The organism is Catenulispora rubra, assembly GCF_015356825.1.
GTDB lineage: Bacteria > Actinomycetota > Actinomycetes > Streptomycetales > Catenulisporaceae > Catenulispora > Catenulispora rubra.
On record NZ_JAACYW010000020.1, the window covers coordinates 37,504 to 61,822 of the forward strand.

The 24,319-nt window shown below is 71.0% G+C and carries 18 protein-coding genes and 2 pseudogenes; 9 read left to right on the forward strand and 11 right to left on the reverse strand.

Annotated elements, in window-relative coordinates; genetic code table 11:
* Window positions 1–134: 134 nt before the first annotated feature.
* Window positions 135–3,302: a helix-turn-helix transcriptional regulator gene (locus tag GWK61_RS59375; protein WP_194906827.1), complete on the reverse strand. Its 3,168-nt coding sequence runs from the start codon at window positions 3,300–3,302 to the stop codon at window positions 135–137.
* Between the two features lie 34 nt (window positions 3,303–3,336).
* Window positions 3,337–3,510 (reverse strand): hypothetical protein, encoded by a 174-nt coding sequence (locus tag GWK61_RS08565; protein ID WP_194906829.1) that lies wholly within the window; start codon window positions 3,508–3,510, stop codon window positions 3,337–3,339.
* 322 nt (window positions 3,511–3,832) lie between these two features.
* Here GWK61_RS08565 and GWK61_RS08570 point away from each other — a divergent pair, with 322 nt between their 5' ends.
* Window positions 3,833–4,027: a hypothetical protein gene (locus GWK61_RS08570; protein ID WP_194906831.1), complete on the forward strand. Its 195-nt coding sequence runs from the start codon at window positions 3,833–3,835 to the stop codon at window positions 4,025–4,027.
* A gap of 402 nt (window positions 4,028–4,429) precedes the next feature.
* On the opposite strand, the pseudogene GWK61_RS08575 reads toward GWK61_RS08570, so the two are convergent.
* From GWK61_RS08575 to GWK61_RS08595, 5 genes and pseudogenes are all read right to left on the reverse strand, one after another.
* Window positions 4,430–5,821: pseudogene (locus GWK61_RS08575) on the reverse strand (ATP-binding protein); the annotation flags it as partial.
* Between the two features lie 16 nt (window positions 5,822–5,837).
* Window positions 5,838–7,367, reverse strand: a complete 1,530-nt coding sequence (locus GWK61_RS08580) for an SCO6880 family protein (RefSeq protein WP_194906833.1) — start codon at window positions 7,365–7,367, stop codon at window positions 5,838–5,840.
* A 252-nt stretch (window positions 7,368–7,619) separates the two neighbouring features.
* Entirely contained in the window at window positions 7,620–8,954 is a 1,335-nt protein-coding gene (locus tag GWK61_RS08585) for a hypothetical protein (protein WP_228561966.1), read from the reverse strand.
* Between the two features lie 7 nt (window positions 8,955–8,961).
* Complete coding sequence (locus GWK61_RS08590; protein WP_194906836.1) at window positions 8,962–9,867, reverse strand: DUF8175 domain-containg protein; 906 nt, start codon at window positions 9,865–9,867, stop codon at window positions 8,962–8,964.
* Between the two features lie 183 nt (window positions 9,868–10,050).
* The gene (locus tag GWK61_RS08595; RefSeq protein ID WP_194906871.1) at window positions 10,051–10,386 is read right to left on the reverse strand and encodes a DUF8827 family protein; all 336 of its coding nucleotides are present in this window, start codon (window positions 10,384–10,386) and stop codon (window positions 10,051–10,053) included.
* A gap of 250 nt (window positions 10,387–10,636) precedes the next feature.
* On the opposite strand from GWK61_RS08595, the gene GWK61_RS08600 reads away from it, so the two are divergent.
* Window positions 10,637–11,800, forward strand: a complete 1,164-nt coding sequence (locus GWK61_RS08600) for a C40 family peptidase (protein WP_194906838.1) — start codon at window positions 10,637–10,639, stop codon at window positions 11,798–11,800.
* Between the two features lie 138 nt (window positions 11,801–11,938).
* On the opposite strand, the gene GWK61_RS08605 is transcribed toward GWK61_RS08600, so the two are convergent.
* Window positions 11,939–12,304 (reverse strand): nuclear transport factor 2 family protein, encoded by a 366-nt coding sequence (locus GWK61_RS08605; protein ID WP_194906840.1) that lies wholly within the window; start codon window positions 12,302–12,304, stop codon window positions 11,939–11,941.
* Between the two features lie 130 nt (window positions 12,305–12,434).
* Between GWK61_RS08605 and GWK61_RS08610 the strand changes: the two genes are divergently transcribed.
* Window positions 12,435–13,952 carry an MFS transporter gene (locus tag GWK61_RS08610; protein WP_228561967.1) on the forward strand — a complete coding sequence of 506 codons (1,518 nt, stop codon included), beginning with the start codon at window positions 12,435–12,437 and terminating at the stop codon, window positions 13,950–13,952.
* A 68-nt stretch (window positions 13,953–14,020) separates the two neighbouring features.
* On the opposite strand, the gene GWK61_RS08615 is transcribed toward GWK61_RS08610, so the two are convergent.
* The 3 genes from GWK61_RS08615 to GWK61_RS08625 form a co-directional block, all read right to left on the reverse strand.
* Window positions 14,021–15,877, reverse strand: a complete 1,857-nt coding sequence (locus GWK61_RS08615; protein ID WP_194906842.1) for a cell wall-binding repeat-containing protein — start codon at window positions 15,875–15,877, stop codon at window positions 14,021–14,023.
* A gap of 88 nt (window positions 15,878–15,965) precedes the next feature.
* Entirely contained in the window at window positions 15,966–17,126 is a 1,161-nt protein-coding gene (locus GWK61_RS08620; RefSeq protein WP_194906844.1) for a sensor histidine kinase, read from the reverse strand.
* The gene (locus GWK61_RS08625; RefSeq protein WP_438939760.1) at window positions 17,119–17,928 is read right to left on the reverse strand and encodes a response regulator transcription factor; all 810 of its coding nucleotides are present in this window, start codon (window positions 17,926–17,928) and stop codon (window positions 17,119–17,121) included. The genes GWK61_RS08620 and GWK61_RS08625 overlap by 8 nt, the downstream gene beginning before the upstream one ends.
* A 397-nt stretch (window positions 17,929–18,325) precedes the next feature.
* Here GWK61_RS08625 and GWK61_RS60640 point away from each other — a divergent pair.
* From GWK61_RS60640 to GWK61_RS08650, 6 genes and pseudogenes are all read left to right on the forward strand, one after another.
* Window positions 18,326–19,207, forward strand: a pseudogene (locus tag GWK61_RS60640) (glycosyltransferase 87 family protein); the annotation flags it as partial.
* Between the two features lie 273 nt (window positions 19,208–19,480).
* A complete protein-coding gene (locus GWK61_RS60645; protein ID WP_369125569.1) occupies window positions 19,481–20,158 on the forward strand; it encodes a glycosyltransferase family 2 protein in 678 nt (225 codons plus the stop codon).
* On the forward strand, window positions 20,155–20,847 hold the full coding sequence (locus GWK61_RS08635; RefSeq protein WP_194906848.1) for a TIGR04282 family arsenosugar biosynthesis glycosyltransferase: 693 nt from the start codon (window positions 20,155–20,157) through the stop codon (window positions 20,845–20,847). The genes GWK61_RS60645 and GWK61_RS08635 overlap by 4 nt, the downstream gene beginning before the upstream one ends.
* The gene (locus tag GWK61_RS08640) at window positions 20,844–21,488 is read left to right on the forward strand and encodes a class I SAM-dependent methyltransferase (protein WP_194906850.1); all 645 of its coding nucleotides are present in this window, start codon (window positions 20,844–20,846) and stop codon (window positions 21,486–21,488) included. Before GWK61_RS08635 ends, GWK61_RS08640 begins: the two co-directional genes overlap by 4 nt.
* Before the next feature lie 27 nt (window positions 21,489–21,515).
* Window positions 21,516–21,962 carry a DUF3052 domain-containing protein gene (locus tag GWK61_RS08645; protein WP_194906851.1) on the forward strand — a complete coding sequence of 149 codons (447 nt, stop codon included), beginning with the start codon at window positions 21,516–21,518 and terminating at the stop codon, window positions 21,960–21,962.
* A gap of 152 nt (window positions 21,963–22,114) precedes the next feature.
* A complete protein-coding gene (locus GWK61_RS08650) occupies window positions 22,115–24,313 on the forward strand; it encodes a hypothetical protein (protein ID WP_194906852.1) in 2,199 nt (732 codons plus the stop codon).
* Window positions 24,314–24,319 lie beyond the last annotated feature (6 nt).

Consider the following 24,319-nt stretch of genomic DNA (forward strand, 5'->3'; position numbering starts at 1 on the left):
CTCCCGGGGCGCGTCACGGGAACGGCGCGGGGCGATCCATCCGAATGAGGGATCGCGCAGGGTTCCCAAACGATCGCAGGACGTGACCGGCACTCGCGTCCTCGATATTCGTCCCCTGAATCGCGGCGCGAACCTTAGGCCTGTTCGAAAACCCGCAGCCGATGTGCCACCGCGGCGGCCTCGCCGCGTCCGGAAACTCCCAGTTTGGCAAGGATGTTGGACACGTGCACACTGGCCGTCTTCGTCGAGATGAACAGCCGCTCGCCGATCTGCCGGTTGGAAAGCCCCTGCGCCACGAGCGACAGCACTTCCAGCTCGCGAGCCGTCAGTCCCAACGGCGAGCCGGAGTCGTTGCCCCGGCCGCCCTCGGGCGCCGGCGCCGCCGGCATGCAGTCGCTGATGTCCAGCCGCGCGCGCCGGGCCAGCGCCTGCACCTCCAGGCACAGCGGCCCTTGCGGCATTGTGGCGATCGCCTGCACCGCACGGCGCAGCAGCTCGGCGGCGTGGTCGCGATCGCCGTTGGCGGCACACGCCTCGGAGGCGCGGAAGTTGATGTACGCGGCCTGATGCGCGTGCACACCCTCCCGGGCCGCCAGCTCGCTCGCCGTGGCCCACTCCGTCGCCCCCGCGACGCCCCGCCAACGTGCCAGCTCCGCCGCCACCTGCGCGGCGGCCGCGGCCTGACTCGGCGTCAGCGCCGGAAGCCGCCCGGCCCGCTCGGCGAGCGCCGCGACCATCGCCGACCCCGCAGCGTCGGCGGCCGACGTCCCGGAACGCGCCGCGGCCCGCGTCGGCTGTATTGATCGAGAAAGCTCTGCGTGGTCGGCCTCGGCCATCGCCATCGCGGTCAGCACCCGCCAGGCGTACCGCTCGTCGCCGAGGAACTGCGGCTTGTCCAGGAAGACCTGGAACGCCGTGCGCGCCTCGCCGATCGAGCGGGTCAGCCACACCGCCTTCTCGATCTCCCGACGGATCCCCGGCAGCGCGTATTGGTGCTCGAAGGTCCGGCTCGGGATCCGCGCCCCCAGCGCCGCCTCACCGCGCGCCTGCTCCGCGTCTCCGCTGAGCAGCGCCAGATCGGCCAGGTACTCGTGCGTCGTGGCCCCGTGGATGCCCGGCGGGTCCAGGTCCAGGCTGGAGTTCAGCGCGGCCTTGGCGCGGTCCCAGTCGCCGAGCGCGATCAGCGATTCGGCCATGTTCAGCCACAGCATGCTCTCGGCCACCCGCAGCCGCACCCCGCGCCGCATCAGCTCGCCCAGCCCGGCCCGGGCCACCTGCACGGCCTCCTGGTGCCGGTCCAGCGTCTCCAGCGCGCTGCACAGGTTGATGTAGCCGCGGCCGATGATGCCCGGGTCGCCGTAGCCGAGGCTGTCGATGATGGCCTGCCGCAGGATGGCCAGGCCCTCCTCGTGCGTGCCGAGCGAGACCTGCCCGGCCAGCACCGTGCCCTTGGTGATGGCCGCCGCGATCCGGTACAGGTCCGAGTCGATCTTGTCCGCCAGGACCGCCGTCTCCTCGGCGAAGCGCAGCGCGGCGTCGATGTCGTCGGACGTCAGCATCTTGATGAACGAGGCGCTGTTGGTGATCTGCACGCGCACCTGCGGACTGGACTCGCCGTCGACCAGGTCCAGCGCGGCCCAGATGTCGGCCATGCCGTCGCCGCGTCCCAGGATGTGGTGGTCCCGGCTGCGCAGGTGGTGCAGCAGCGCGGCCAGCTCGCGGTCCTGATCTGGCTCGACGCGCTTGAGGGCCTTGTCGGTCAGCGACAGCGCACGATGCGGATCCCCGGCCAGATGCGCGGCGCAGGCGGTCTTGTAGAGCAGCCGCGCGTAGTCCAGGCCCGGCGAAGGCACCTGGTCCCACAGGTCCAGCGCGCGTTCCAGCATCTGGTGTTCTTCGACGTACGCATAGCGCGCGTCGGCGGCCTCGGCCGCACTCAACGCCGCGTCATAGGCGCGCGGATAGTCCCGTGCCGAATACCAGTGGTGCGCCAGCTCCACTTCGCGGGCCTCGGCCGCGACCAGCGACGGCTCGGCCTCCAGTAGCTCGGCGTACTTGCGGTGCAGGGCGGAGTGCTCACCCGGCAGCAGCTCGTTGTGCACGGCCTCGCGCAGCAGCGCGTGCCGGAACCGGTAGCTCGTCGGCGTCTCGCCGGGGATCAGGATGTGCGCCTGGAACGCCGGCCGGATCTGCTCGTTGAGCTCGTCGTCCGTGGCCCCGGTGACCAGGAGCAGGAAGCGGTGGTCCACCGGCGGCAGCGCGGCCGACAACAGCCGCAGCATCCGCTGCGTGGGCTCGGGAAGCTGCTCCACCTTGATCAGCAGCAGGTCCCGCAGCGTGTCGGACAGCGCGAAGCCGCCGACGTCGGAGGGCATCAGGCTCGAACCGTCCGCCGCGCACGCCAGCTCCTCGGTGAAGAACGGGTTCCCCTCGGCGCGCGCGAACACCTCCTCGGCGAACCCCGGCGGCAGGTCCCGGCCGGTCCGGCCGTAGATGGCGGCCAGCTGCTCGGCGGTCTCGCCGGTGGTCAGCGGCCCCAGATCGATGCGCCGCACGCCCCGGATCCGGTCCAGCTCGGCCAGGAACGGCCGCAGCGGATGCCCGCGGTGCAGGTCGTCGGTGCGGTAGGTGCCGACGATCAGCACCCGCGAGTCGCGCAGCGAGCGCGACAGGAAGCCCAGCAGGTCCCGGGTCGACCGGTCGGACCAGTGCAGGTCCTCCAGGACCAGCAGCAGCGTCTCCGCCGATCCCAGGTCCTCCAGGAGCCCCAGGACGGCGTCGAACAGGTGCCCCCGCACCGACTGCTCGCCGGCCCGCGTCACGGCCGGCAGCGCGTCGCTGTGCCGCTCCATACCGGCCGGGCGCATCATCGCGCCGCGCGGCGAATCGTCGACGGACAGCCCCTCGGCCAGTTCGGGCAGCAGCCACGCCAGCTCGCGGCGGCGCACGCCGTCGCCGTCCCCGAACGCGCCGGGCCAGTCGCGCAGCAGCTGACGGAGCGCCGCGACGAAGGGGGCGTAGGCCACTCCCTCGTCGCCGAGCTCCGCACAGCCCCCGATGAGTACGCGAACGTCCGTCACAGGAGTCCCGCCGGCATCATCCGCACGTCCGGCACCGGACCCCATGGGATCCGGGCCGAGCAGCGGCCGGACGAACTCCTCGATCAGGCGGGACTTGCCGATCCCGGCGTCCCCGCCGACGACCACCACCGCAGGTTCGCCGTCCGAAGCGCTGGCCAGCAGAGAGCGGAGCTTGGACAGCTCCGGCCCGCGGCCGACGTAGACGGGGCTCACCTGGCGCATCGACACATGGTCGAGCATCGCACAGGGGTCCCGCTCAGGTCATCGACCTTTCACCGGAACGTGATCCACCGTGCACGGTATGTACCTTGTCCGCGGATATGTCCTGGCACCGGCGGGCACGCTTGGCCAGTCCGTACCGGCGGGCCTGGTTGATCAGGTCAGTGCGGTGGGCGTTGGCAATCTCGACGGTGAAAACGGTGTTGTTCATGATGTTGGTTCCCCTGCCTCTCGAAGGTCCCCACTTCGGTGACATGTACTAGTCTCCAGCCGGAGGTGCCACCTACACATGAGGCATCCGGCCAGTCCTTGGGGGGTGAGGTACCTTAGGTATGGTGCTCGGGTACCTCAGGGGGCCTTACTGCACAGGTCGCGGGGTTTGTCGAAGGCTTATCGGGACCGGCCGTACCTGTCGGCGGTCTCCAATAGCGTCACCCCCAGAATTCACCCGTCACCCGCACCGGCCGTCGTCGTTGCACACGGTGTCTGGAAGACGGTGTCGCCGGACGTCGCGGAGACTGGAGGACATACAGATGAGTGTCGCAAGTCTTGACGAGTACATCGCCCCGGACTACCGGAACTGGGTGGGGGTGTTGTTCGCGGTGCACCAGAAGGTCGAGGTGCGGGGGCTGGACGGGGAACCGGGGCCCGAGTTCTGCACGTGCGGGGACGTGTGGCCGTGCCGCAGCGAGGTGATGGCGTCGCGGATACTGGATTTCCCCTTATGAGCGACCAGATTCAGGCGACGGACTTCTGACGCCCGTCAGGCTCCTGATACTGGAGGATGCTCCTGATGTGCTGCCGAGTCGGCCGAGGCTCGATGTCCGCGACGGCTGGCCAGGACCACGTCGGCATCGCGAACATCGGCACCCTGCTCGGCGCCGCCGGCAGGGCGATCACCAACCCTGGTTCTCCGGCGTTTCGACAGCCTGCTGATACGGAAGCTCGGCCTTCTTCCCGAACAGCGTCCCGGCGATGGCCGTCAGCTCGTCGTCGCCGTCCGCGTCGATCGGCTCCACCGCCCACCGCCGTTCGCGCTCCAGCGGCTGCTGGTTGCCCGAGGCGATCGCCCGCACCGGCGCGGCGGGCGCGGGCAGGGCCGCGATGCGCTCCGCCTCGGCCGCCTCCAGTGCCGCCGTCTCCTCGGCCGAGCCGGGCGGCAGGGCCGCCGCCATGGCGTTCGCGGCCAGAATCGCGGCGGCGTCCGCCGAACTCTCGGTCATGGCGCGGTCGGTGAACACCAGCGGCCGCTCGTGCTCGGTGATGATGTGCTTCACGACCTGCACGTCGCCGTTCACGTCCCAGACCGCGATGCCCGGCGTCAGCGACGGGATGATCTCCACCGCCCAGCGCGGAAGTCCCAGGACCTTGCCCGTGGTGCGCGCCTCGTCGGCCTTCTGCATGTAGACCGTGCGGGTCGAGGCCATCTTCAGGATCGCCGCCGCCTCGCGGGCCGCGGCCCCGTCCACGACGTCGGACAGGTGGTGCACCACCGCGACGAACGACAGGCCGAGCCGCCGTCCGAACTTCAGCAGCCGCTGGAACAGCTGCGCCACGAACGGCGAGTTGATGATGTGCCAGGCCTCTTCGACCAGCAGGATGCGCTTCACCCGGTCCGGGCGCAGCCACGTGTGCTCCAGCCAGACGCCGACGATGGCCATCAGGATCGGCATGCCGATCGAGTTGCGGTCGATGGCCGACAGGTCGAAGACGATCAGCGGCGAGTCCAGGTCGATGCCCTGCGTCGTGGGGCCGTCGAACATGCCCGCCAGGTCGCCGTCGACCAGGCGGTCCAGGACCAGCGCGACGTCCAGGCCCCAGGCCTGCACGTCCTCTATGGTCACGTTCATGTCCTCGGCGGCGCTGGTCAGCGGTGTGCGCAGGGCCTCGACGACATCGGACAGGATCGGCTGGCGGCCGTACTTCAGCGCCGCCTCGCCGACCCGCAGGTGCGCCGCCTTCAGCGCGTAGCCGGCGCGCTCGTCCAGCGGCCGGCCCTGGGCCACCTCGACTATGGTCCGCAGCAGCGCGAGCTGGCCGGTGGTGGCGATCGCGGGGTCCAGCGGGTTCAGGCGGATGCTGTCGCCGCGCACGCCGTGCGGGTCCAGGCGGACCGGGGTGACGCCGAGGGATTCGGCGATCAGGTGCCACTCGCCGACGCCGTCCTCGCCCTGCGCGTCCAGGACCACCACCTGGCGGTCCTTGAAGCGGAGCTGGCGCAGCACGTACGTCTTCTCCAGCGCCGACTTGCCGTTGCCGGACTCGCCGAGCACCAGCCAGTGCGGGGCCGGCAGCTGCTGGCCGTAGAGCTGGAAGGGGTCGTAGACGTAGCCCTTGCCGGAGTACACCTCGCGGCCGATGATGACGCCGGAGTCGCCCAGGCCCGGCGCGGCGGTGGGCAGATAGACCGCCTGCGCCTGCGAGGACGAGGTGCGCACCGGCGGCCGGGTGGTCTCGACCTTGCCGAAGACCAGCGAGGCGAAGCCCTCGGTCAGGGAGTCCATGATGGAGCGTCCGGCCATGGCGTGTTGCGTCTCCTTACTTCCGCAGCCCGGTCGCGAACGGCAAGGTGTTGGTGAACGCCCTGTGGTGTTCGCGGTCGCACCACTCCAGCTTGAGGAACGACTTGCCCGCCGAGGCCCGGATCGTGCGCTTGTCCCGGTTCAGCTGCTCCGGGCCGCGCGCCGAGACGGTGATGTAGCCGACCAGGTTCACCCCGGCGGCGCCGGAGGCCAGGTCCTCGCCGCGCTGGTCGACGCGGCCGGCGTGGGCCCGCTCCCGCGGGTCGTCGACCCGGCCGAGCTTGGCCTGGCGGGAGGCCTCGGCGTCGGTGTTGATCTTCTCGGTGAGCATCCGCTCGATGGCGATGTCGGTGGGCTCCAGGTCCATCGTCACCCCGACCGTGCGGATCACGTCGGGGGTGTGAACCAGCAGCGGCGCCAGGAAGTTCACGCCGACCGGGGTCAGCGGCCACTCCTTGATCCACGCGGTGGCGTGGCACCAGGGCTCGGCGGTCACCGACTCGCGGGTCTTGGCGCGCAGGAACTGCGGATGCGTGGCGTCGAGCTCGGCCGGCCAGGCGTTGCGCCGGGACATGGCGTGCAGGTGGTCGATCGGGTGATCGGGGTCGTACATCGAGTGGATCAGCGAGGACAGCGCGACCGGGCCCAGCGGCTGGCGCACCTTGATGTCGGCGTCGGCCAGCCGGGCGCAGATGTCGGCGAGCTCGCGGGCCATGATGATGCCCAGGCCGACGTCCACGGCGCCGCGGCCGATGACGTAGGCCTCGGAGGCGAGGTCCTTGGTGTAGGGCATGCAGGCGACCAGATAGGCCCGGTGCTGCTCGGAGGAGGTCGAGACCATGGACAGCAGGTGCTCGTAGGACTCCTGGAGCCAGCGGGGGGACTGTTCGTCGCCTCTTCTCGCCACGTCTTTGGCGTGCGCGTCGGGATCGGCCGGCAGCGTGCGGGCGAGCATCTGCAGCCGGGTGACGAAGCCGTCGCCGTTGGCCACGTGCCGCAGCAGCGTGCCGAACCGGTCGACCAGCGCCTCCTGGTCCTCGGAGTCCCGCGAGCCGACGCCGGGTCCCTCGATCTCCAGCGTGGCGGTGACGGTCCGGCGGTCCAGGTGCATCAGCACCGCGATCTCGTCCGGCCCGAACTGCGCCCGCAGCCACCGCAGCCGCCCCACCCCCGGCGGGGGACCGATCTCGACCTCGGCGCCGTCCATCCGGGTCCCGGCCTCCATGGCGCGCGACCGCCAGGTGCCCTGCGGCGAGCGCAGCAGCCGCTTGTAGGAGCGGTTGATCTCGAACCACTTGTAGATGGTGCGGCCGTTGTAGGGCATGAACACGACGACCAGCGCCAGCGCGGGACCCGCGAGGATGCCCAGGACCTTCAGGAAGGTGGTGGGCACGAAGAAGCCGGAGAGCAGCGAGAGCCCGCAGCAGACCACGATGACGCCGATCTCGCCGGTCTCCCGGTTGCGGCCGATCAGCGCGCTGGGCTTGGCCTTGCCCAGGAGGTAGGCGCGGCGGTACTGCGGTGGCTCCTGCTGGGTGGTGCTCATGGCCGGGCCCCCCGTCGGCTCCCGCCCGCGGCTCGGGTCGCTGCGGGGCGGTGGTCACTGCTTGGCGTGGTGCTCACGGCGGTGCCTTCCAGCGGGGGTGCGGGTGTTCTCGGTGCGCGGCCGGGGGTTCTCCTTGACGCTACCTGGGTGCGGGCGGTGGCGGGGTCGCAGGAGGCGAATTCGGTGGTGGTCGGGTGCCTCTCGGAACTCTTGTTGTCTCTCATCACGTCCTCGCCTCCTTCACCGGTCTCGTCAGGAACCGCCGCGCGGAGGCGGCGGGGGGTTGGGGACGACGGGAGCCGGCGTGGCGCGCAGGCGTGAGGGGGAGGTGGCCGAGCCGCCGTTGCCGCCGCCATTGCCTCCACCGCCGCTGCCGCCGTTTCCACCGGCACCGCTGCCCTGACCGCCGCCGTCGGCACCGGGCCGCACTGTCAGGGCTCTGCCGGTGTGCGCCGCGATCCCGGCTGCAGCACCCGCGCCGCCGGCGAGCGCACCCACCGACATCCCGGCGATCGCACTGCCCATGTTGCCGCCACCCCCGCCACCGGCGAAGGCACCGCTGATGCGGTTGGCGTGCGTGGCCATACCGTTGCGCATCGTGCCGGCCGGCGACGTGAACGCGGCGCTGGTGATCGCGGCCTTGCCGATCTTCGCCGCGCGCTCCTTCTGCAGCGTCAGCATCTCATCGCCGAAAGCGGGCACGAAGCGGTAGACCAGCCCGGAGGCGAAGATCGACAGGATCATGATCGCCAGACCGGACAGCACGGCGCTGAACGAGTCCTGATTCCCCGAGGACACGGCGGTGGCGAGCGACAACACGATCACGATGATCGGCTTGATGAGGTCGATGGAGATCATCAAGCCGATCCACCGCCGGATATGCCCCCACATGGACTTGTCGACGAACCCGGCGTACACGGCAGTGGCGAGTGCGGCCCCGACATAGAGCATCGCAGCCCGGATGATCAGCTCCAACCAGAGCAACGCGGCGGCGATCATCGACAACACGGAGACGAAGATCAGCATGATCGGCCCGCCGCCGAGCCCCGAGTTCGGGTCCAGGGCATGCGAAAACGACGCCAGGAACCCATTCCGATCAGCACTGGACCCATTGCCGATGGCATCAGAGACGCTGTCGGTGATCTTGACCATCCCAGCCAGAATCACCGGCGTGAAAGCCGAGGCCAGCACCGCCATCCACAGGAACCCGGTCGCCTCACCTATCGCAGTGACGATGGAATCCCCCCGCACCGCCCGCTTCACCACAGACAACAACCAAAGCAGCACGGTCAGGATCGCCGACGCGGCGAACACGATCGCATACTGCTTCAGGAACCCCAAGTTGGTGAAGTTGACGGTCGCGGTCTTGGTGATCGCATCCGACAGGTTGTTGATGACCCACTGCGCCGCCTCGGCACAGCCACGGGCGATGGAGCCGAGGGGATCGGTGATCGTGCTGGCGGTGTTGGGGACGCCGTTTTGGGTTCCGGGTGGGGCGGGGGTGCCGTTCACCATCTGCTGGGTGCTCTCGCAGGCGTCCTTGAGCTTCCCCGTGAGCAGCGCGCACGGGTCAGCCGGGTCGGTCAAGCGCCAACTAAGGTGCATAGCGGAGCCTCGCGAACTGCTTGACGGCCTGCTGGAGGTCGCTAGACGAGGACACCTGTTGACCGGCAGGGACCGGCGTGGGGCCATCCGCCTGAGTGAAGCTACTCCACTTCCAGTCTCCGTTTACCCAACTTAGGTTCAACGTGACCGTACTCCAGGTCTCGGATACGGGATGTGTCGAACCCTGACCCGCTGTTCCCGCGATCATGTTGATCCACACGGCCACTGTCGCCTTCGTCGCGCTGTAATTCGTGACCGAAGTCCCGAACGGCACAGCCCGGCTCACAAAGGTCTGACCGGTCGGCGCGTTGCCGTTCTTGTCGAGGCCGAAGCCCTGTGCGGCCAGCGTGAAAGCCTTGTCCAGCTGCTGCTGGAGGTTGCCCTCTATCGCCGGGTCGGCGATCTGGTGGACCAGCTGGTGGCGCGAGCCGGCGGTCATCATCGCCTCGGAGCCGTAGGCCGAGACGAAGTTGGCCGCTGCGGAGACGGCGCCGTTCTGGGTTTCGGTGTATCCGGTCAGCACGTTGTTCGCCCCGGACTGCGTCGGGAAAGCAGGAGTCGAAGCTCCCGCTGACGCGCTCTCCCCGACCGTAGCCGTGGCCGCAGGCACCCCGCCCCCGACGCCCGTGCTCGCGCCCTGGCTCGTGGAGCTGTTGTTGTGCTTGCTGCTGTTGATCGCGATCACCGCCGCGACCACCACCACGATCGCGGCCAGGGCCAGGACGCCGCGGCCGCGGCGTCCTCTGGGGGCCTTGAACTCGCCTTCGTAGGGGTCCTTGGGGAGGCGGATGACGGTTTGCGGCTGCTCGATGCGCGGTGCGCGTCCGGGCCGGCCGCGGCGCGGTCCGCCGTCGCCCGTGCGGCCCGGACCGCCGCTACCGCCGTCGATAACCATGTTCAAGTCTCCCCACCCCGGACGTCCCGGTCGTGTTACATCGTCGTCGTGTCGGGCCACCAGTTCCTAACAAATACCCGGATGGCTTCGTGCGGGTTTGCCGGGCGGCGCGCGGTGGCAGTGCTTTGGGTTGGCCTTGACCTCGGGTGAGGTCGCCTGTGTGATCGCGGGGGGCCGCGCCGGTCAGATCGCCATGCCGTAGACGATGGTGAACAGGGTGCCGAGGGATCCGATGATGAACACACCGGTCAGGCCGGCCACGATCAGGCCCTTGCCCTGCTCGGCAGAGAAGGTGTCGCGCAGCGCCGTGGCGCCGATGCGCTGTTTGGCCGCGCCCCAGACCGCGATGCCCAGGCAGATGATGATCGCGGTGGCCATGATGACCTCGATCATCACCCTGGCCTCGTTGCCGACCTGGCCGAAGGGGCCCCAGTTCGGGGCGATCCCGCCGATGATCGTGTTGATGTCGTTGCCCGACGGCGGTGCCGGCGTCGGCGTAGCGGTGAGGAACGTGGCCACGGTGTGCGCCGCGCCATGCAGAGTTTGCAGTGCAGACACGATGACCGCCTGCCTCCAGTCCTGTGGTTATAACGGTGGTGTTCGTCGTACTCACGATGTGGTGTCACTGCCGGTAGCGTAGGGAACTCAGTCTACGAGGATGACGCGGACGGCAGATACCTTGTCTATGGTGTCGTTTTCCTCGATCCGCCTGCGGCACACCTTGGTTATCGGTTGATCCGATGATCAACTGAAGGGAGGAAGGGTCCTGATGAAGACATCGATCATCATCGGCGCGTCGCTGGTGGCCACTCCCTTCCTTCTGGTAGGCGCGATCGTGGTCGGCACCATGAGCGTGGCCGCCGGCAGCTCCACCCTCAGCCCCGTCGGCCGGATCGCCGACGGCACGGTGCCCGCCGCGGACTCCGTGCTGATGGAGCACTACGGCCACATGTGCCCGGAGCTCACCCCCTCCCTGCTGGCCGCGCAGCTGTACCAGGAGTCGGGCTTCAACCCGACCATCGTCTCCCCGGCCGGCGCCATAGGGATCGCCCAGTTCATGCCCGGCACCTGGCCCAACTGGTCATCACCGCAGGACGGCGACGGCAAACAGGATCCGCGCAACCCGGCCGACGCGATCCCGGCAGCCGCGCGCTACGACTGCGCCATCGCGCACCAGGTCTCCGGCGTCGGCGGCGACGTGGTCTCCAACATGCTCGCCGGCTACAACGCCGGGCCCGGCGCGGTCGAGCAGTATGGCGGAATCCCGCCATACTCCGAGACGCAGAACTACGTGAAGAACATCAAGGCCCTGGAACAGGCCTTCCGCGCCCCGGACCCGACCATCGCGCCCTCCGACATGGCCGTGCGCGCGATCGCCTACGCCTACAACCGCCTCGGCACCCCCTACGAGTGGGGCGGCGACGGCACCGACGGCCGCTTCGACTGCTCCGGCCTGGTCCAGGCCGCCTACACCTCGGTCGGCATCACCATGCCCCGCACCGCCTCCGAGCAGTGGTACACCGGCCCGCACGTCCCGGTCGCCCAGCTCCAGCCCGGCGACCTGGTCTTCTACGCCACCGACCTGTCCAACCCGGGCAGCATCCACCACGTCGGCATCTACGTCGGCGGCGGCGTGATGATCGACGCCCCGCACACCGGCGCCTCGATCCGCTTCGACCCGATCGGCGCCGCCGACTACCTCGGCGCCACCCGCCCGCAGCCGCTGGTGGTCGGCGCCGCGGTGGACGCCGCCACGCCGCAGGCCAAGCGCACGACGAGCCAGCCGGGCGCGATCCCGGGCAACGCGGCGCAGAACACGGCGCCGGCTGGGAACCCGGCGCCGACGACGCCCACGCCGACCGGCAACCCGGCGCCGACCGGCGCGAAGGCGCCCGCCGTGCCCCCGAAGACGACGAAGAGCTCAAAGCGCTGAGGGTCTGACGCCGCGCGACGGGAACATCACAAAACGCTGACCACAGCACCGATCAAGATTCCAACCACAACGCCGAGGGCGGCGGCCCGGAGCCGAAGCCCCCGACCATCGCCCTCCGGCGTAACCCATCGCCACCGTTCACATCGCGGGCACCTTGTCCAGGAACCCGGCGACCGCCCCGATCCGCCCGTCGGGAGCGATCAGCGCCACGTCGAACCCGACCACCAGCGCCTCGTCCGAGCCTGCCGCCAGCTCCCAGGTGAAGCGCACGACGTCATGGTGCGCGTCCGGCTCTCCGGCCAACCGGAACGTCAGCCCGGCGAACTGCCCCTGCGCCCCGCCGATCAGGGCACTGAGCTCCGCGTGCCCGTGCACCGACGCCAGTGGATCGGTGTACTCGACCTCCTCGACGAAGACCTCCGCGACCTTCTTGGCGCGGGCGTCGGCATCGGTCTCGTTCCACGCGGCGATGTAGCCGTCGATCAGGTTCTTGACGTCAGTCATGGGACTGCCTTCCGTTCCGGCCCCGGCTTGCCCGGCGGCCTGTGCCCTCAACGATGCCGCCGGGGCCATGACCTCACGATTACCCGCCAGGTAATCGTCCCCATGACCCCGCGAAGCCATCGTTGATCCCATGACCACCACTGAGATCTTGAAGACGACACAGATCCGGCTGGCGACACCGGCCAGCGAGGCGCACGAGGCGCCCGCAGCGCGCACCGAAGCAGAAGCTCCGCGCGACAGCGCCCGGGCCCAGAACCTGACGCTCCTGGTCCTCCTCGCGGGGGTCTTCATGACCACCCTCGACATCTTCATCGTCAACGTCGCGATCCCCGCCACCCAGCGCGACCTGCACGCCTCGCCAGCCGCGATCCAGTGGATCGTCGCCGGGTACGGCCTCACCGTCGCGGCCGGGGTCATCACCGCGGGCCGGCTGGGCGACATGTTCGGGCGCCGCCGGATGTACGCGCTCGGCATGGCGCTGTTCACCGCCGCGTCGGCCGCCTGCGGGATGGCGCCGACCGCCGACGTCCTCATCGCCTCGCGGGTTGTGCAGGGCATCGGCGCGGCGCTGCTGAGCCCGCAGACGCTCGCCATCATCGGCACCGCCTTCGAAGGCGCCAAGCGGGTCCGCGCCTTCACCGCCTACGCCCTCGCGATGGGCCTGGCCGCGGTCTTCGGCCAGCTGATCGGCGGCGTGCTGATCGACCTGAACTTCTCCGGGCTCGGCTGGCGCAGCTGCTTCCTGATCAACGTGCCGGTCGGCGCCGTGGCCCTGATCCTCGTGCCCCGCGCCGTGCCGGAGTCCAAGGCCGAGGGTGCCGCCCGCACGCGCCTGGACGTTCCCGGCGTCGCGATGGTCAGTGCCGCGCTCGTCGCGACCGTGCTGCCGCTGATCCAGGGACAGAGCCAGGGCTGGCCGCTGTGGACCTGGCTGAGCTTCGCCGCCGCGCTCATCCTGTTCGGCGCTTTCGGCTGGTACCAGGGCCGCCTGGCCGCCGCCCAGAAGTCGCCGCTGATCGACCCGGCGCTGTTCCGCAGCAAGGGCTTCACCCGGAGCATCATCGCCCAGATCGTGTTCTGGATGGGTCAGGGCTCGTTCTTCCTGATCTTCGCCCTCTACCTGCAGATCGGCCGCGGCCTGGACGCACTGCACGCCGGCCTGGTCTTCACCGCGATCGGCGTCGGCTACCTGCTCACCTCGATGGTCGCGCAGAAGCTCACCGCGCGCCTGGGTCGGGGTTTTCGAGGACAAGCACAGACCGCCGCCGTCGGCACGCTGCTGATGGCCGTCAGCCTGGTCGACCTGATCGTCACGCTCCACCTCACCGGCACCCACGGCTCGCTGCTCTGGACGATCCCGGCCCTGGTCGGCGACGGCGCGGGCATGGGCCTGGCGATCGGCCCGCTGGCCGCCGGCGCCATGGGCCGGGTCGCCCCGCAGCACACCGGCGCCGCCTCGGGCGTGGTGTCCACGGTGATGCAGGTCGGCGGCGCGGTCGGGGTCGCCGTGATCGGCATCGTCTTCTACTCCGCCCTCGGCTCCGCGCCCACCCCCGCCGCCTACACCCACGCCTTCACCGCCGGGCTGGAACTCCTGGTCGGCGTGGCGGTCGCGGTGACGGTCCTGCTCCAGTTCGACAAGGACTAGTGGCCGCAGTGCGCAAAAACCGAGTCGGCGGCACCGAATCCCGGTGCCGCCGACCCCAAGCCAAGGTCCTACAAGCTGTTCAGCACCCCGTTCGAAACCGCCGCCGTTCCGCCCAGCACCACGCCGACCTCGATCGAGCCGCCGGCCTGCTCGTCGTTCAGGAACCCGCGGGTGGCGGGGTCCAGGCCGGTGGGCTCGGTCAGCAGCAGCGGGCCGTCCAGGGTGCCCATCGCGGCACCGCCGGAGAGGGCGTCGGCCCAGTTGGAGCCGGTCGCCACGCCGTACATGTGGGGAGTGCCGGTGGAGCCGAAGAACTGGCGGGCGACCAGGGCGGCAGTGCCGTAGCGGGTGTCGCCGACCAGGGTGTTCAGCTTCAGGTTCGCGGCCGGGACGAAGGAGGCGAGGGACTTCGCCGCCTTGTTCGCCGCGCCGCCGACGGGGTAGTAGTTCGCGCCGGCGGTCAGGCCCTGGTTCAGGAACGACGACACCGACGCGGGCATCTGGGTGTCGTTCGTCAGCACCAGGATGGTGTCCGGGGTCGCGCCGGCCGCGGTTCCGGCGGCGAGCGCGTCGGGGAAGTTGTTCGCGGTGGCGAGCAGGACCCGCTGCACGACGTGGTGGCCGTTCGAGTCCAGCATGTCCCTGGACATGGTGCCCGCGATCATCGCGGAGGTCTGGAACCGGTCGCTGCCGCCGACGCGGACCGGGTCGTACCCCAGGCGGGCCACGGCGCTGGCGACGTCGGGCGAGATGGCCTTCTCTCCGCCGAGCAGGTACACCGTGGCGCCCGGCGCCAGCGTCCGCTGCAGTTCGGCGGCGGCCGCTGAGTTCAGGGTCGCGGTCTGGGTCAGCAGCAGCGGCCCGCCGGTGTGCGCGGCCAGCGCCGAGCCGCCGAGGGCGTCCGCGAACTGGTCCGAGCGGCTCAGGACCGCGGCCTTGGCCAGCGGGCGCTTGTCGCCGGGGGCGTAGAAGTCGTTCTTGTTGCCGGTGGTGGTCGGCCACATCTGCTGCGACACCGCGATGGCCGTGCCGATCCGGTCGCTGCCGGCCCAGCGCACCGCGTGCTGCTGCGAGGGGTCGATGTTCACGTGCGCGGTGGCGGCCAGGTCCACCTGGTCCTCGTCCACGTTCAGGGACGTGGAGCCGTAGCTGCGGTTGACGCTCTTGAAGTACTGGTGGATCCGCTGGTGCTTGCCCCAGTCGGTGGACGGGACGTACGGGTCGTTCGTCGTGGCGTTGAAGTTCGCCTGGTCCGCGGTGGTGCCGGCGATGTCGACGGCGGATATCTGCGCTCGCAGGGCCGGGTCCGCGGCGGCGTCGCCGATGGCGCTGTGATCGGTGGCCGGGTTCAGCGAGTTGCCGTACAGGCCCAGCTTGTAGCTGGGATTGCTCTGCTGCAGCGCGGTCGCGAAGTTCTTCAGGTAGGTGTCGACCGCCTGCGCCGTCGCGGTGTCATGGTAGGTCTCGATGTCGACGAAGATCGTCGTGCCCGGGGCGAAGCCGAGGCTGTGGGCCTGCTTCGCCGCGTCGGCGCCGTCGGTGCTGCCCATGGTGGCCGGGTTCGCCCCGGACGCGATCAGGTCGAGGCCCTGCTTGCCCGCGTAGATCGCCCACATGCCCCAGCCGGTCGCGGCCTGGTGCTGCACCCAGTCCGAGGTGTACCCGCCGGACGGCGAAGTCGCGGTCTTGCACAGGTAGCCCGAGCCGCCGATGTAGACGCCGACACCCCGGTACGGCGAGTGCGCGTACCAGTCGTCCATCTGCGCGTTGGTGGGCGCGTTGCAGGTGTCGAAACCCTTGCCGCTGAACGCCGTGTTGGGTGTCGGGGTGGCGGCGTGGGCGCTGGTCGCCCCGATGCCGACCAGACCGAGCGACCCCAGTGACGAGGCGGCGATGGCGGATGCGGTCAAACGAACGCGCTTCATGGACGTGATCCCCTCCGTAGACCCGGACCACCCTAGGCCCGGATCCCGCACGCCTCCGCCGCACCCTCAACGAATGGCGTAGAGAAAATCACACTGGAACCGGCAAAAGCATCTCGAAGCGGCACCCGCCGTCCACGTTGCCGACTGTGACAGCACCCGAATGTGCCTCGGCGATGCCGCGCACGATGGCCAGCCCCAGGCCGGCGCCGGCCCCGACCGGGCTCTCCGTCTCCGGCGTCCGGGCCGCCGTGCCCCGCCACGCCACGTCGAAGACCCGGTCCAGGTCCTCGTCCGGGATGCCGCCGCAGGCGTCGGTGACGGCCAGCAGTACCCGCGGTTCGCCGCTCTCGCCGGCGCGGGCCAGCGCGGAGGCCTCGATCCGGACCGTGCCGTCCTCCGGGGTGTGCCGGATCGCGTTCACCACCAGGTTCGACAGGGCGCGTGACAGTTCCCTGACATCGCCGCGCACCGTGGCCGGGGTGGTCACCACGCCCGACAGCTCGATGCCGCGGGCTCGCGCCAGCGGCTGGCCCTCGGCCAGGGCGCCGTCCACCAGGTCCGCCAGCGCCACCGACTCCAGCGTCAGCCGCAGGGCGCCCGCGTGTATCCGCGAGAGCTCGAACAGGTCGTCCACCATGCCGGCCAGCCGGTCCGCCGCCTGCCGCATCTGCACGTGGTAGCGCGCCGGGTCGGTGGCGACGCCGTCCTCCAGGGCCTCGGCCATGGCACGCAGCCCGGCCAGCGGGGTGCGCAGGTCGTGCGAGACCCAGGCGACCAGTTCGCGCCGTGAGCGTTCCAGCGCGCGCTCGCGCTCCCGCGACTCGGCCAGCTTCGCCTGCGTCGCCCGCAGTTCCCGGTCGAGCTGGGCCAGCTCGCCGGTCATCAGGGCTTTGCCGTTCCGCGCCGGGCTCGGGGCGTCGTCGCCCTCGCCGAGGGCCTGCAGGGCGCTGCGCAGCGTGCGGCTGTCGTGCGCCAGGCTGCGGCCCAGCAGGTAGGCCAGCGCCAGCGTGACCGCCGCGCCGGACAGCGAGACGATCACCGAGACCCCGGCGTCGTGCGAGGAGATGAACATCGCGCGGGAGGCGATCACGATGCCGGCGACCACCGCCAGCGCCGCCGTCGCGGCCGAGGCGAACAACGAGGCGCGCAGCGACCGGCCGCGCAGCGCCCGCAGCGCCAGCCAGCCGATGAGCGAGGCGCCGACCGCGGAGCCGGCGCCCATGGCGATGATCTCCAACTGGTCACGCATCGACGTCCTCCGCTGCTTCGAGCGCTGCTTCGAGCCGGTAGCCGACACCCCAGACCGTCACGATCAGCGACGGCGCGGCCGGATCCGGCTCGATCTTCTCGCGCAGCCGCCGCACGTGCACCGTGACGGTCGACTGGTCGCCGAAGGACCAGCCCCACACCTGCTGCATCAGCTCGGCGCGGCTGAACGCCTGACCCGGGTTGGCCATCAGGAACGCCAGCAGGTCGAACTCCCGGCCGGTCAGGGCCAGCGGCTCGCCGGCCAGCCGGGCCCGGTGCGCGGTCAGGTCGACCTCCAGGCGGCCCAGGACGAGGATCTCAGGGGCCTGTGGCGGCTCGGCGCCCTGGCTCTGGCCCCGTCCGCGGCTCCGGCCGCGCGAGCGCCGCAGCACGCTTCCGGCCCGCAGCACCAGCTCCCGGGGGCTGAACGGCTTGGTGACGTAGTCGTCGGCGCCGACCTGCAACCCCAGGATCCGGTCGCCCTCCTCGCCGCGCGCGGTCAGCATGATGACCGGGACCTCGCCCAGCGCGGTGACCCGCTGGTGCACCTCGTACCCGTCGAAGCCGGGCAGCATCAGGTCCAGCACCATCAGGTCCGGCAGCCGCTCGGCCGCCGCCGCGACCGCGGAGGGCCCGTCGGCGGCGCGGCGGACGCTGTACCCGGCGCGGGTGAGGTAGGCGGCGACGACCTCGGCGACGGTGGCGTCGTCGTCGACGACCAGGACGTCGAGCGCGGGCTCGCCGCCGTCGCGGTCGGTGACGGGATCGTCACCGACGATGCTCGCGGAGTCCGGCGTGCCCATCGGATTGCCGCCTTCCCGGTGATCAGTCATTTCCCGACATTTTGCCTGGAGCTCTCGTCACGGTACTAGGGAACACCGTGTGAAGCGCTGAACGGGGCTTTCCAGTCCTTACGGAACTGTGACGACCCGGCGCGGAGCGTCGCCGGGAAGGCCCGCCGCCGGTCAGTCTGAGCCCATGAGAATCGTGCGGCTCGGTGCTGCGCTGGGAGCCGCGACGCTGCTCACGCTGGGCGTTTACGCGATCGTCCGCGTCCACGGCGCCTCGGAGCTCAGCTTCGGCGGACAGGCCGAACTGGATTTCGGCGCGCTGTTCGCGCTGTACCTCGTCGGCGCGTGGTCGGTGTCGGGGCTGCCGACGCTGTGGGCGCGGTGGGTGACGCTCGGCGGTGCGGCGGCGATGCAGATCGCGGCGTTCACCACGGCGCCGCGCTACTCCGACGACCTGTACCGGTACGTGTGGGACGGCCGCGTCCAGGCCTCTGGCATCGATCCCTACCGCTACGTCCCGGTGGCGACGCGCCTGGTGGGCCTGCGCGCCGGATCCGGCCTGTTCCCGCCGACCGGCCGCGGACTCGACCCGTCCCACTGCGTGACCTCGGCCCCGGGCATCACCGCCGCCTGCACGTCCATCAACCGCCCGCTCGTGCACACGATCTACCCGCCGGTCGCCGAGGCGTACTACTTCCTCGCGCACTGGTGGGGACCGCGCGGCATCCAGATCTCGGCGGCGGTGCTCGCCCTTGGCGTCACGGTCGTCCTCCTGGTGGGACTTCCGCGGATCGGCGTCGATTCCCGGAACGCCGTGCTGTGGGCCTGGTGCCCGACGGTGGCCGTCGAGGCCGGGAACGGCGGTCACGCCGACGTCCTCGCCGTTCTGTTCACCGCCTGCGCGTTCCTGGCGCTCGCCTCGAAGCGCGTTGCGCGCGGCGGAGTCTTCCTCGGGCTCGGCATCGCGGCGAAGGTGACCCCTGCACTGGCCGTGCCCGGAGCTCTGCGCCGCCGGCCGTTCGTTCTGTTGGCGTCCATCGCCGGCGTGGTGGTCGGGGTCTATCTGCCGCATGTCCTGGCCGTCGGCAGTGGCGTCGAGGGCTTCCTCGGCGGCTATCTGAACGAGGAGGGCTACCAGAGCGGCACGCGGTTCGCGCTCCTGGACGCGGTCTTCCCGGGGCCGCTGGTCAAACCGGCGGCGGTGGCCGTCCTGGTGGTGGCCACGATCCTGGTCTGGCGCCTGAGCGACCCGGAGCGGCCCTGGCGCGGCGCGCTGGTGCTGGCGGGCGTCGGGTTCCTGGTCACCGCGCCGCCGTTCGCCTGGTACGCCGAGCTGTTGGTGCTGTTCATCGCGTTCGCGGGCTGGCGGAGCATCGCGTGGATCGGGGTGCCGTACGCCGGGTACGTCGTGCAGTCCGGCGGCTCGCCGGTGCAGGGGTACGGCGGGGCGTTGGGGGCGCTGGTGGTCGTGTTCGCCGGGCAGGCTGTTTTCAAGACACTTCGTCTCCGATCGGCGACACAGCGTCGCGAAACGGATCGTGCCCGTGGTGAGCTCGATCGCGATCTGGTTCCCGTTCTTGTCGGCCCAACGGACGTCATCCTCCCGTGCCTCGACGAAGCAGCGGCGCTTCCCTATGTCCTGTCCCGGATCCCCGCCGGCTACCGCGCCATCGTCGTCGACAACGGCTCCACGGACGGCTCCGCCGAGGTGGCGGAGTCGCTGGGGGCGCTCGTCGTCCACGAGCCGCGCCGGGGCTTCGGTGCCGCCTGCCACGCGGGCCTGCTCGCCGCCACGGCGGACATCGTCTGCTTCCTCGACTGCGACGGCTCCTTCGACCCCGAAGACCTGCCGAAGGTCGCCGACGCCGTCCGCCGCGGCGAGGCCGACCTCGCGCTCGGCCAACGCAGGCCCCTGACCCGCGACGCCTGGCCCCCGCACGCCCGCCTGGCCAACCGGCTGCTGGCGCTGCGGATCCGGAGCGAGACCGGCGTGCGGATCCGCGACCTCGGGCCGATGCGCGCCGCCCGGCGCGAGGACCTGCTGGCGCTCGGGATCGAGGACCGGCGGTTCGGCTACCCGCTGGAGATGGTGCTCAAGGCCGCGCAAGGCGGCTGGCGCATCACCGAGACCGACGTCCCGTACGCGCCGCGCACCGGCAAGTCCAAGGTCACCGGAACGGTCGGCGGCACCGTCAAAGCCGTCCGCGACATGCGCCGAGTCTGGAGGGCCGCGACCCGATGAGCACCCTGATCGTCATCGCGAAAGCGCCGGTTCCGGGCCGGGTGAAGACCCGGCTGACGCCGCCGTTCACGCCGCAGCAGGGGGCCGAACTGGCCCGCGCGGCGCTCGCCGACACGCTGGAAGCTGTTGCCACTGCACGGGTTTCGCTTCGGCTGTTGGCTCTGGAAGGAGATCCGGCGTTGGTCCCTGTCGAGTCGGGGTTCACGGTCGTGCCGCAGGGGACCGGTGGTCTCGATCGGCGGCTGGCTGCGGCTTTCCAGCAGGCCGCGGTTCTTGATCCGGGGCCGGTGCTGCTCGTCGGGATGGACACGCCGCAGGTGACTGGTCCGCTGTTGGAGGCGTGTATGCCCACGGCGTGGGAGGACGCGACGATCGGTCTGGCCGAGGACGGCGGGTTCTGGGCGCTGGGCTTCCGTCGTCCGCGTGAGGTGGCGTTGGAGCGGCTGCTGTTCGACGTGCCGATGTCCACGGACACGACCGGTGCCGTGCAGCTCGGCCGGCTCACCGACGCCGGGCTCAGGGTGCGGATGCTGCCGGTGCTGCGTGACGTCGACACCGTCGCGGATCTCCCGGCGGTCGCAGCCGCGGCTCCTGCGTCGCGGTTCGCTGCCGTGGCGCGTGCCGTCGGTGCGCTGCTGCCGGTGTCAGTGCCGGTGTCAGCGCCGGTGTCTGTGCCGGTGTCGGCGTGAGCGACGCCGGCGTCTGGACGGCCAGCGCGCCGTACGCCCGGGCGATCAATGACCCGACGGCGCAGCTGGTCCTGCACGCCGATTCCGGCGAGACCCTGCTGTTGGACGCGGCGAAGTTCAGCGCGCCGCCGGACGCCGTGGACAAGGCCGTCCTGGACCGCTGCCAGGGCCCGACCCTCGATCTGGGATGCGGGCCGGGGCGGCTGGTCGCCGAGCTGGCCGGGCGCGGGGTGCCGGCGTTGGGGGTGGACGTCGCGCCGTTCGCGCTGTTGCTGAGCCGCGCGAGCGGGGCGAGCGCGCTGCGCCGGTCGATCTTCGACCGGCTGCCGGGCGCCGGGCGGTGGCCGCACGCGCTGTTGATGGACGGGAACATCGGGATCGGCGGTGATCCCGGGGCGTTGCTGGAGCGGCTGCGCACTCTGATCCGGCCGCGCAGCGGGGAGCTGATCGTGGAGACCGAGGCGGACGATGTCGACGTGCGGTATCGGGTGCGGTTCGGCGGCGGTGGCGGGGACGAATTCGGTTGGGCCCGCATCGGATCCGAGTCGCTGCTCGCGTTGGCGGCGCCGCTCGGGTACGTGGCGCGCCAGGTGTGGACGGCCGACGGCCGCAGGTTCGTCGCGTTGAGTTACCTGGGCTAGTCGGTTTGCCGGATTAGGGTTGCGGACGTGACCTCCCCGCAGTCCTCGCAATCCCCACAGCCCGCCGGCTACTCCGGCACCCCGCTGCCCAAGAAACTCGGCATCAAGGCCGGGTACTACGTGCTCTTCCACGATGCCCCCGCCGACTTCGATCCGCAGCCTCTGCCGTACGACGTGACGGTCGAGACGGCCGCGGATGGCGGCGCCGGGCCGTATGACGTGATCGTGGCGTTCGCCAAGGACGGTGCGACGCTCACCGAGGACTACGCCAACCTCCCGGGCCTGTTGTCCAAGAGCGGCGCGCTGTGGATGTGCTGGCCGAAGAAGGCCTCGGGCGTCGTGACCGACGTCACCGAGAACGTGGTCCGTGAGGACGCGCTGGCGTTGCCGATCGGGTTGGTGGACGTGAAGATCGCGGCGATCGACGCCACGTGGTCCGGGCTGAAGCTGGTGTACCGGCTCGACCGGCGGTAGTCGTCCGGGTCGTCGTCCAGGTCGCGGTCCGGGCGGTAGTTGTTTGCTCAACTAGCCGCGGAGGCCGTCCCACCAGCACCGAAGGCCCCATCCGGAGCACGGGTTGGCCGGATCAGACATATCGCGAGCGTTCCGCCAGTAGGCTGATACGTATGCGGCAGCCCGTGCAGACCCTCCTCGAGCACGTGCGGCGTGGCTTGGGCGGCGCCGTCCTGCTCGGTGGCGCGGCTCCGGCGGACTTCGCCGGGATCGCGGGTCCCGTCGTCGACGGCTTGTGTGTGCTGCGCGCCGGCGGTGGTCTGCCGGCCGTGCAGGTGGCTCAGATTGCTGAGACAGCGCAGACTTTTGAGACAGCGCAGATCACTGAGACAACGCAGATCGCCGACGCAGCGCAGCTTGCCGAGACGGCAGCGATCGCAGCCTTCAGCGGACTGGCCGATCTGGTGCGCCCGCTGATCGACGGCGAGTCGGGGCTCGATCTCGAGCGCGGTGCCGGCCACGTCGGCCGGGCGGCCGGAGACCTCATCGCGCGGGCCGCGGCGGTGCAGCCGGTGGTCGCGGTGGTCGGCGACGCGCATCTGCTGGACCGGCCGTCGGCGATCGCGATCGCGGTCGCCGTGCGCGCCACCAGGCGGGCGCCGGTGGCGTGGGTGCTCACCGTCGACGACGTGCGCCGGGCCCCGTTCGGTGCGCTCGGCGCGGTGGCGGTGCAGCTCCAGCGGCCGGTCGCGGCCGGGGACCTGCCGAAGGCGACGACGCGGGCGCTGCTCGTGCTGGCCGCCAGCGCGACGGGGCACATCGACGAGGTCGGCGGGGCGCTGGACCACCTCGGGCTGCGGGTCGGGGATCTGGCCCCGGCGGTCGCCGAGGGCGTGATCGAGGCGACGACCTCCGGCTGGCGGTTCCGCGACCTCGGCGTGGCGACGTCCATCTACGCGACGGCCACGCCGACCGAGCGGCAGGAGACGCACGCGGCGTTCGTCGACGCGATCAACGAGCTGCGGGAGGCCGAGAAGGGCGAGATCCTGGCCCGGCACCTGGCCGGTGCGGCGGTCGGCCCGGACGGTGCGGCGGCCGAGGCGCTGGGGCGGGCCGCGGACGGCGCGCGGTTGCGGGGGGCGCTGGAGGCTTCGCGGTCGTCGTACGGGCGGGCGGCGAGTCTGTCCCCTGATCCGGGTGCGCGGGCCCGCTGGCTGACCGGCGCGGCCGACACCGCGCGGCTGCTCGGGGATCTCGGCGGCCTCGGCCGGGCGATCCGGGAGGCGCGCGTGCTCACGGATGACGCGACGCTGCACAACCGGCTGGACCGCATCGCGACCCGGACCTCGGTTCTGCGCACGCCGCAGGCCAAAATCAAGACTTTGCTGGAGAGCGGCAGCCACACCACCGCGATCGGGCTGATCCTGGCCGGCCGCGCCATCGACGCCGAGGCGATGTTGGCGCCGGTGGTCTCGTCCGCGCTGATGTCCGATCCGCTGGACATGGGGCCGTTGACGGTGCCGGCCATCGCGGCCGGGGCGATGTGGACGTGCGATGTCAGAGGCGCGGCTGCTGTGCTGGACCGCTCAATCGCTCTATTGCGTGCGTATGGGGCGGCCGAGCATCTTCCCGCTCTATTGGTCGTGCGGGCCGAGGTGGGTTTCCGCGCGGGGCGGTGGCCTGCGGCCCGGGACGACGCGATGGAGGCGGCGGGGCTGGCTGCGCGGTTGGGGCAGCAGCCGGTTCGGGTGGTGGCGCGGGGGTTGGCGCTGCGCGTCAGTTCCCTGATGGGGGCGCCGACCGAGGACGCGGCGCTGGTCGAGGCGGAGTCCACGGGGTCCGAGGCTTATGTGCTGTGGCCGCGGCATGCCGTTGGCGTGGCGTTGTTGGCCGAGCGCAAGTGGGAGGCTGCGGCGACGGTGTTGGGCGAGGTCGCGGTGGGGTTGGAGCGGCTGGGGGTTCAGGATCCGTCGGTGCTTCCCGTGGCGGGTGATTTGGTCGAAGCCCTGGTGCGGTCTGGGGAGTCGGCGAAGGCCCGGGACGTGGCGGAGGCGGCGAAGGACGCTGTGGCCATGTCGATGTCGATAGTGGTTCGGGCTGTGGCCGAGCGTTGTCTCGGGCAGGTCGGCAAGGCTGCGAAGGCCAAGCAGCACTTTGAGAAGGCGCTGCGGCTGCACGCCGAGACCGATGACCGGTATGAGGAAGCGCGGACGCTGTTGGCGTTCGGGCGTCTCGACGGCGATCGTGCGCGGCTGGAGGCGGCGGGGGACCGGTTCGCGGCGCTCGGGGCGTGGCCCTGGTTGGCGCAGGTCGAGGAGGAGCTCGCGGGGAAGCGGTCGCGGAAGAAGCTCGGGGCTCTGACGGCGAAGTAGCCTTGG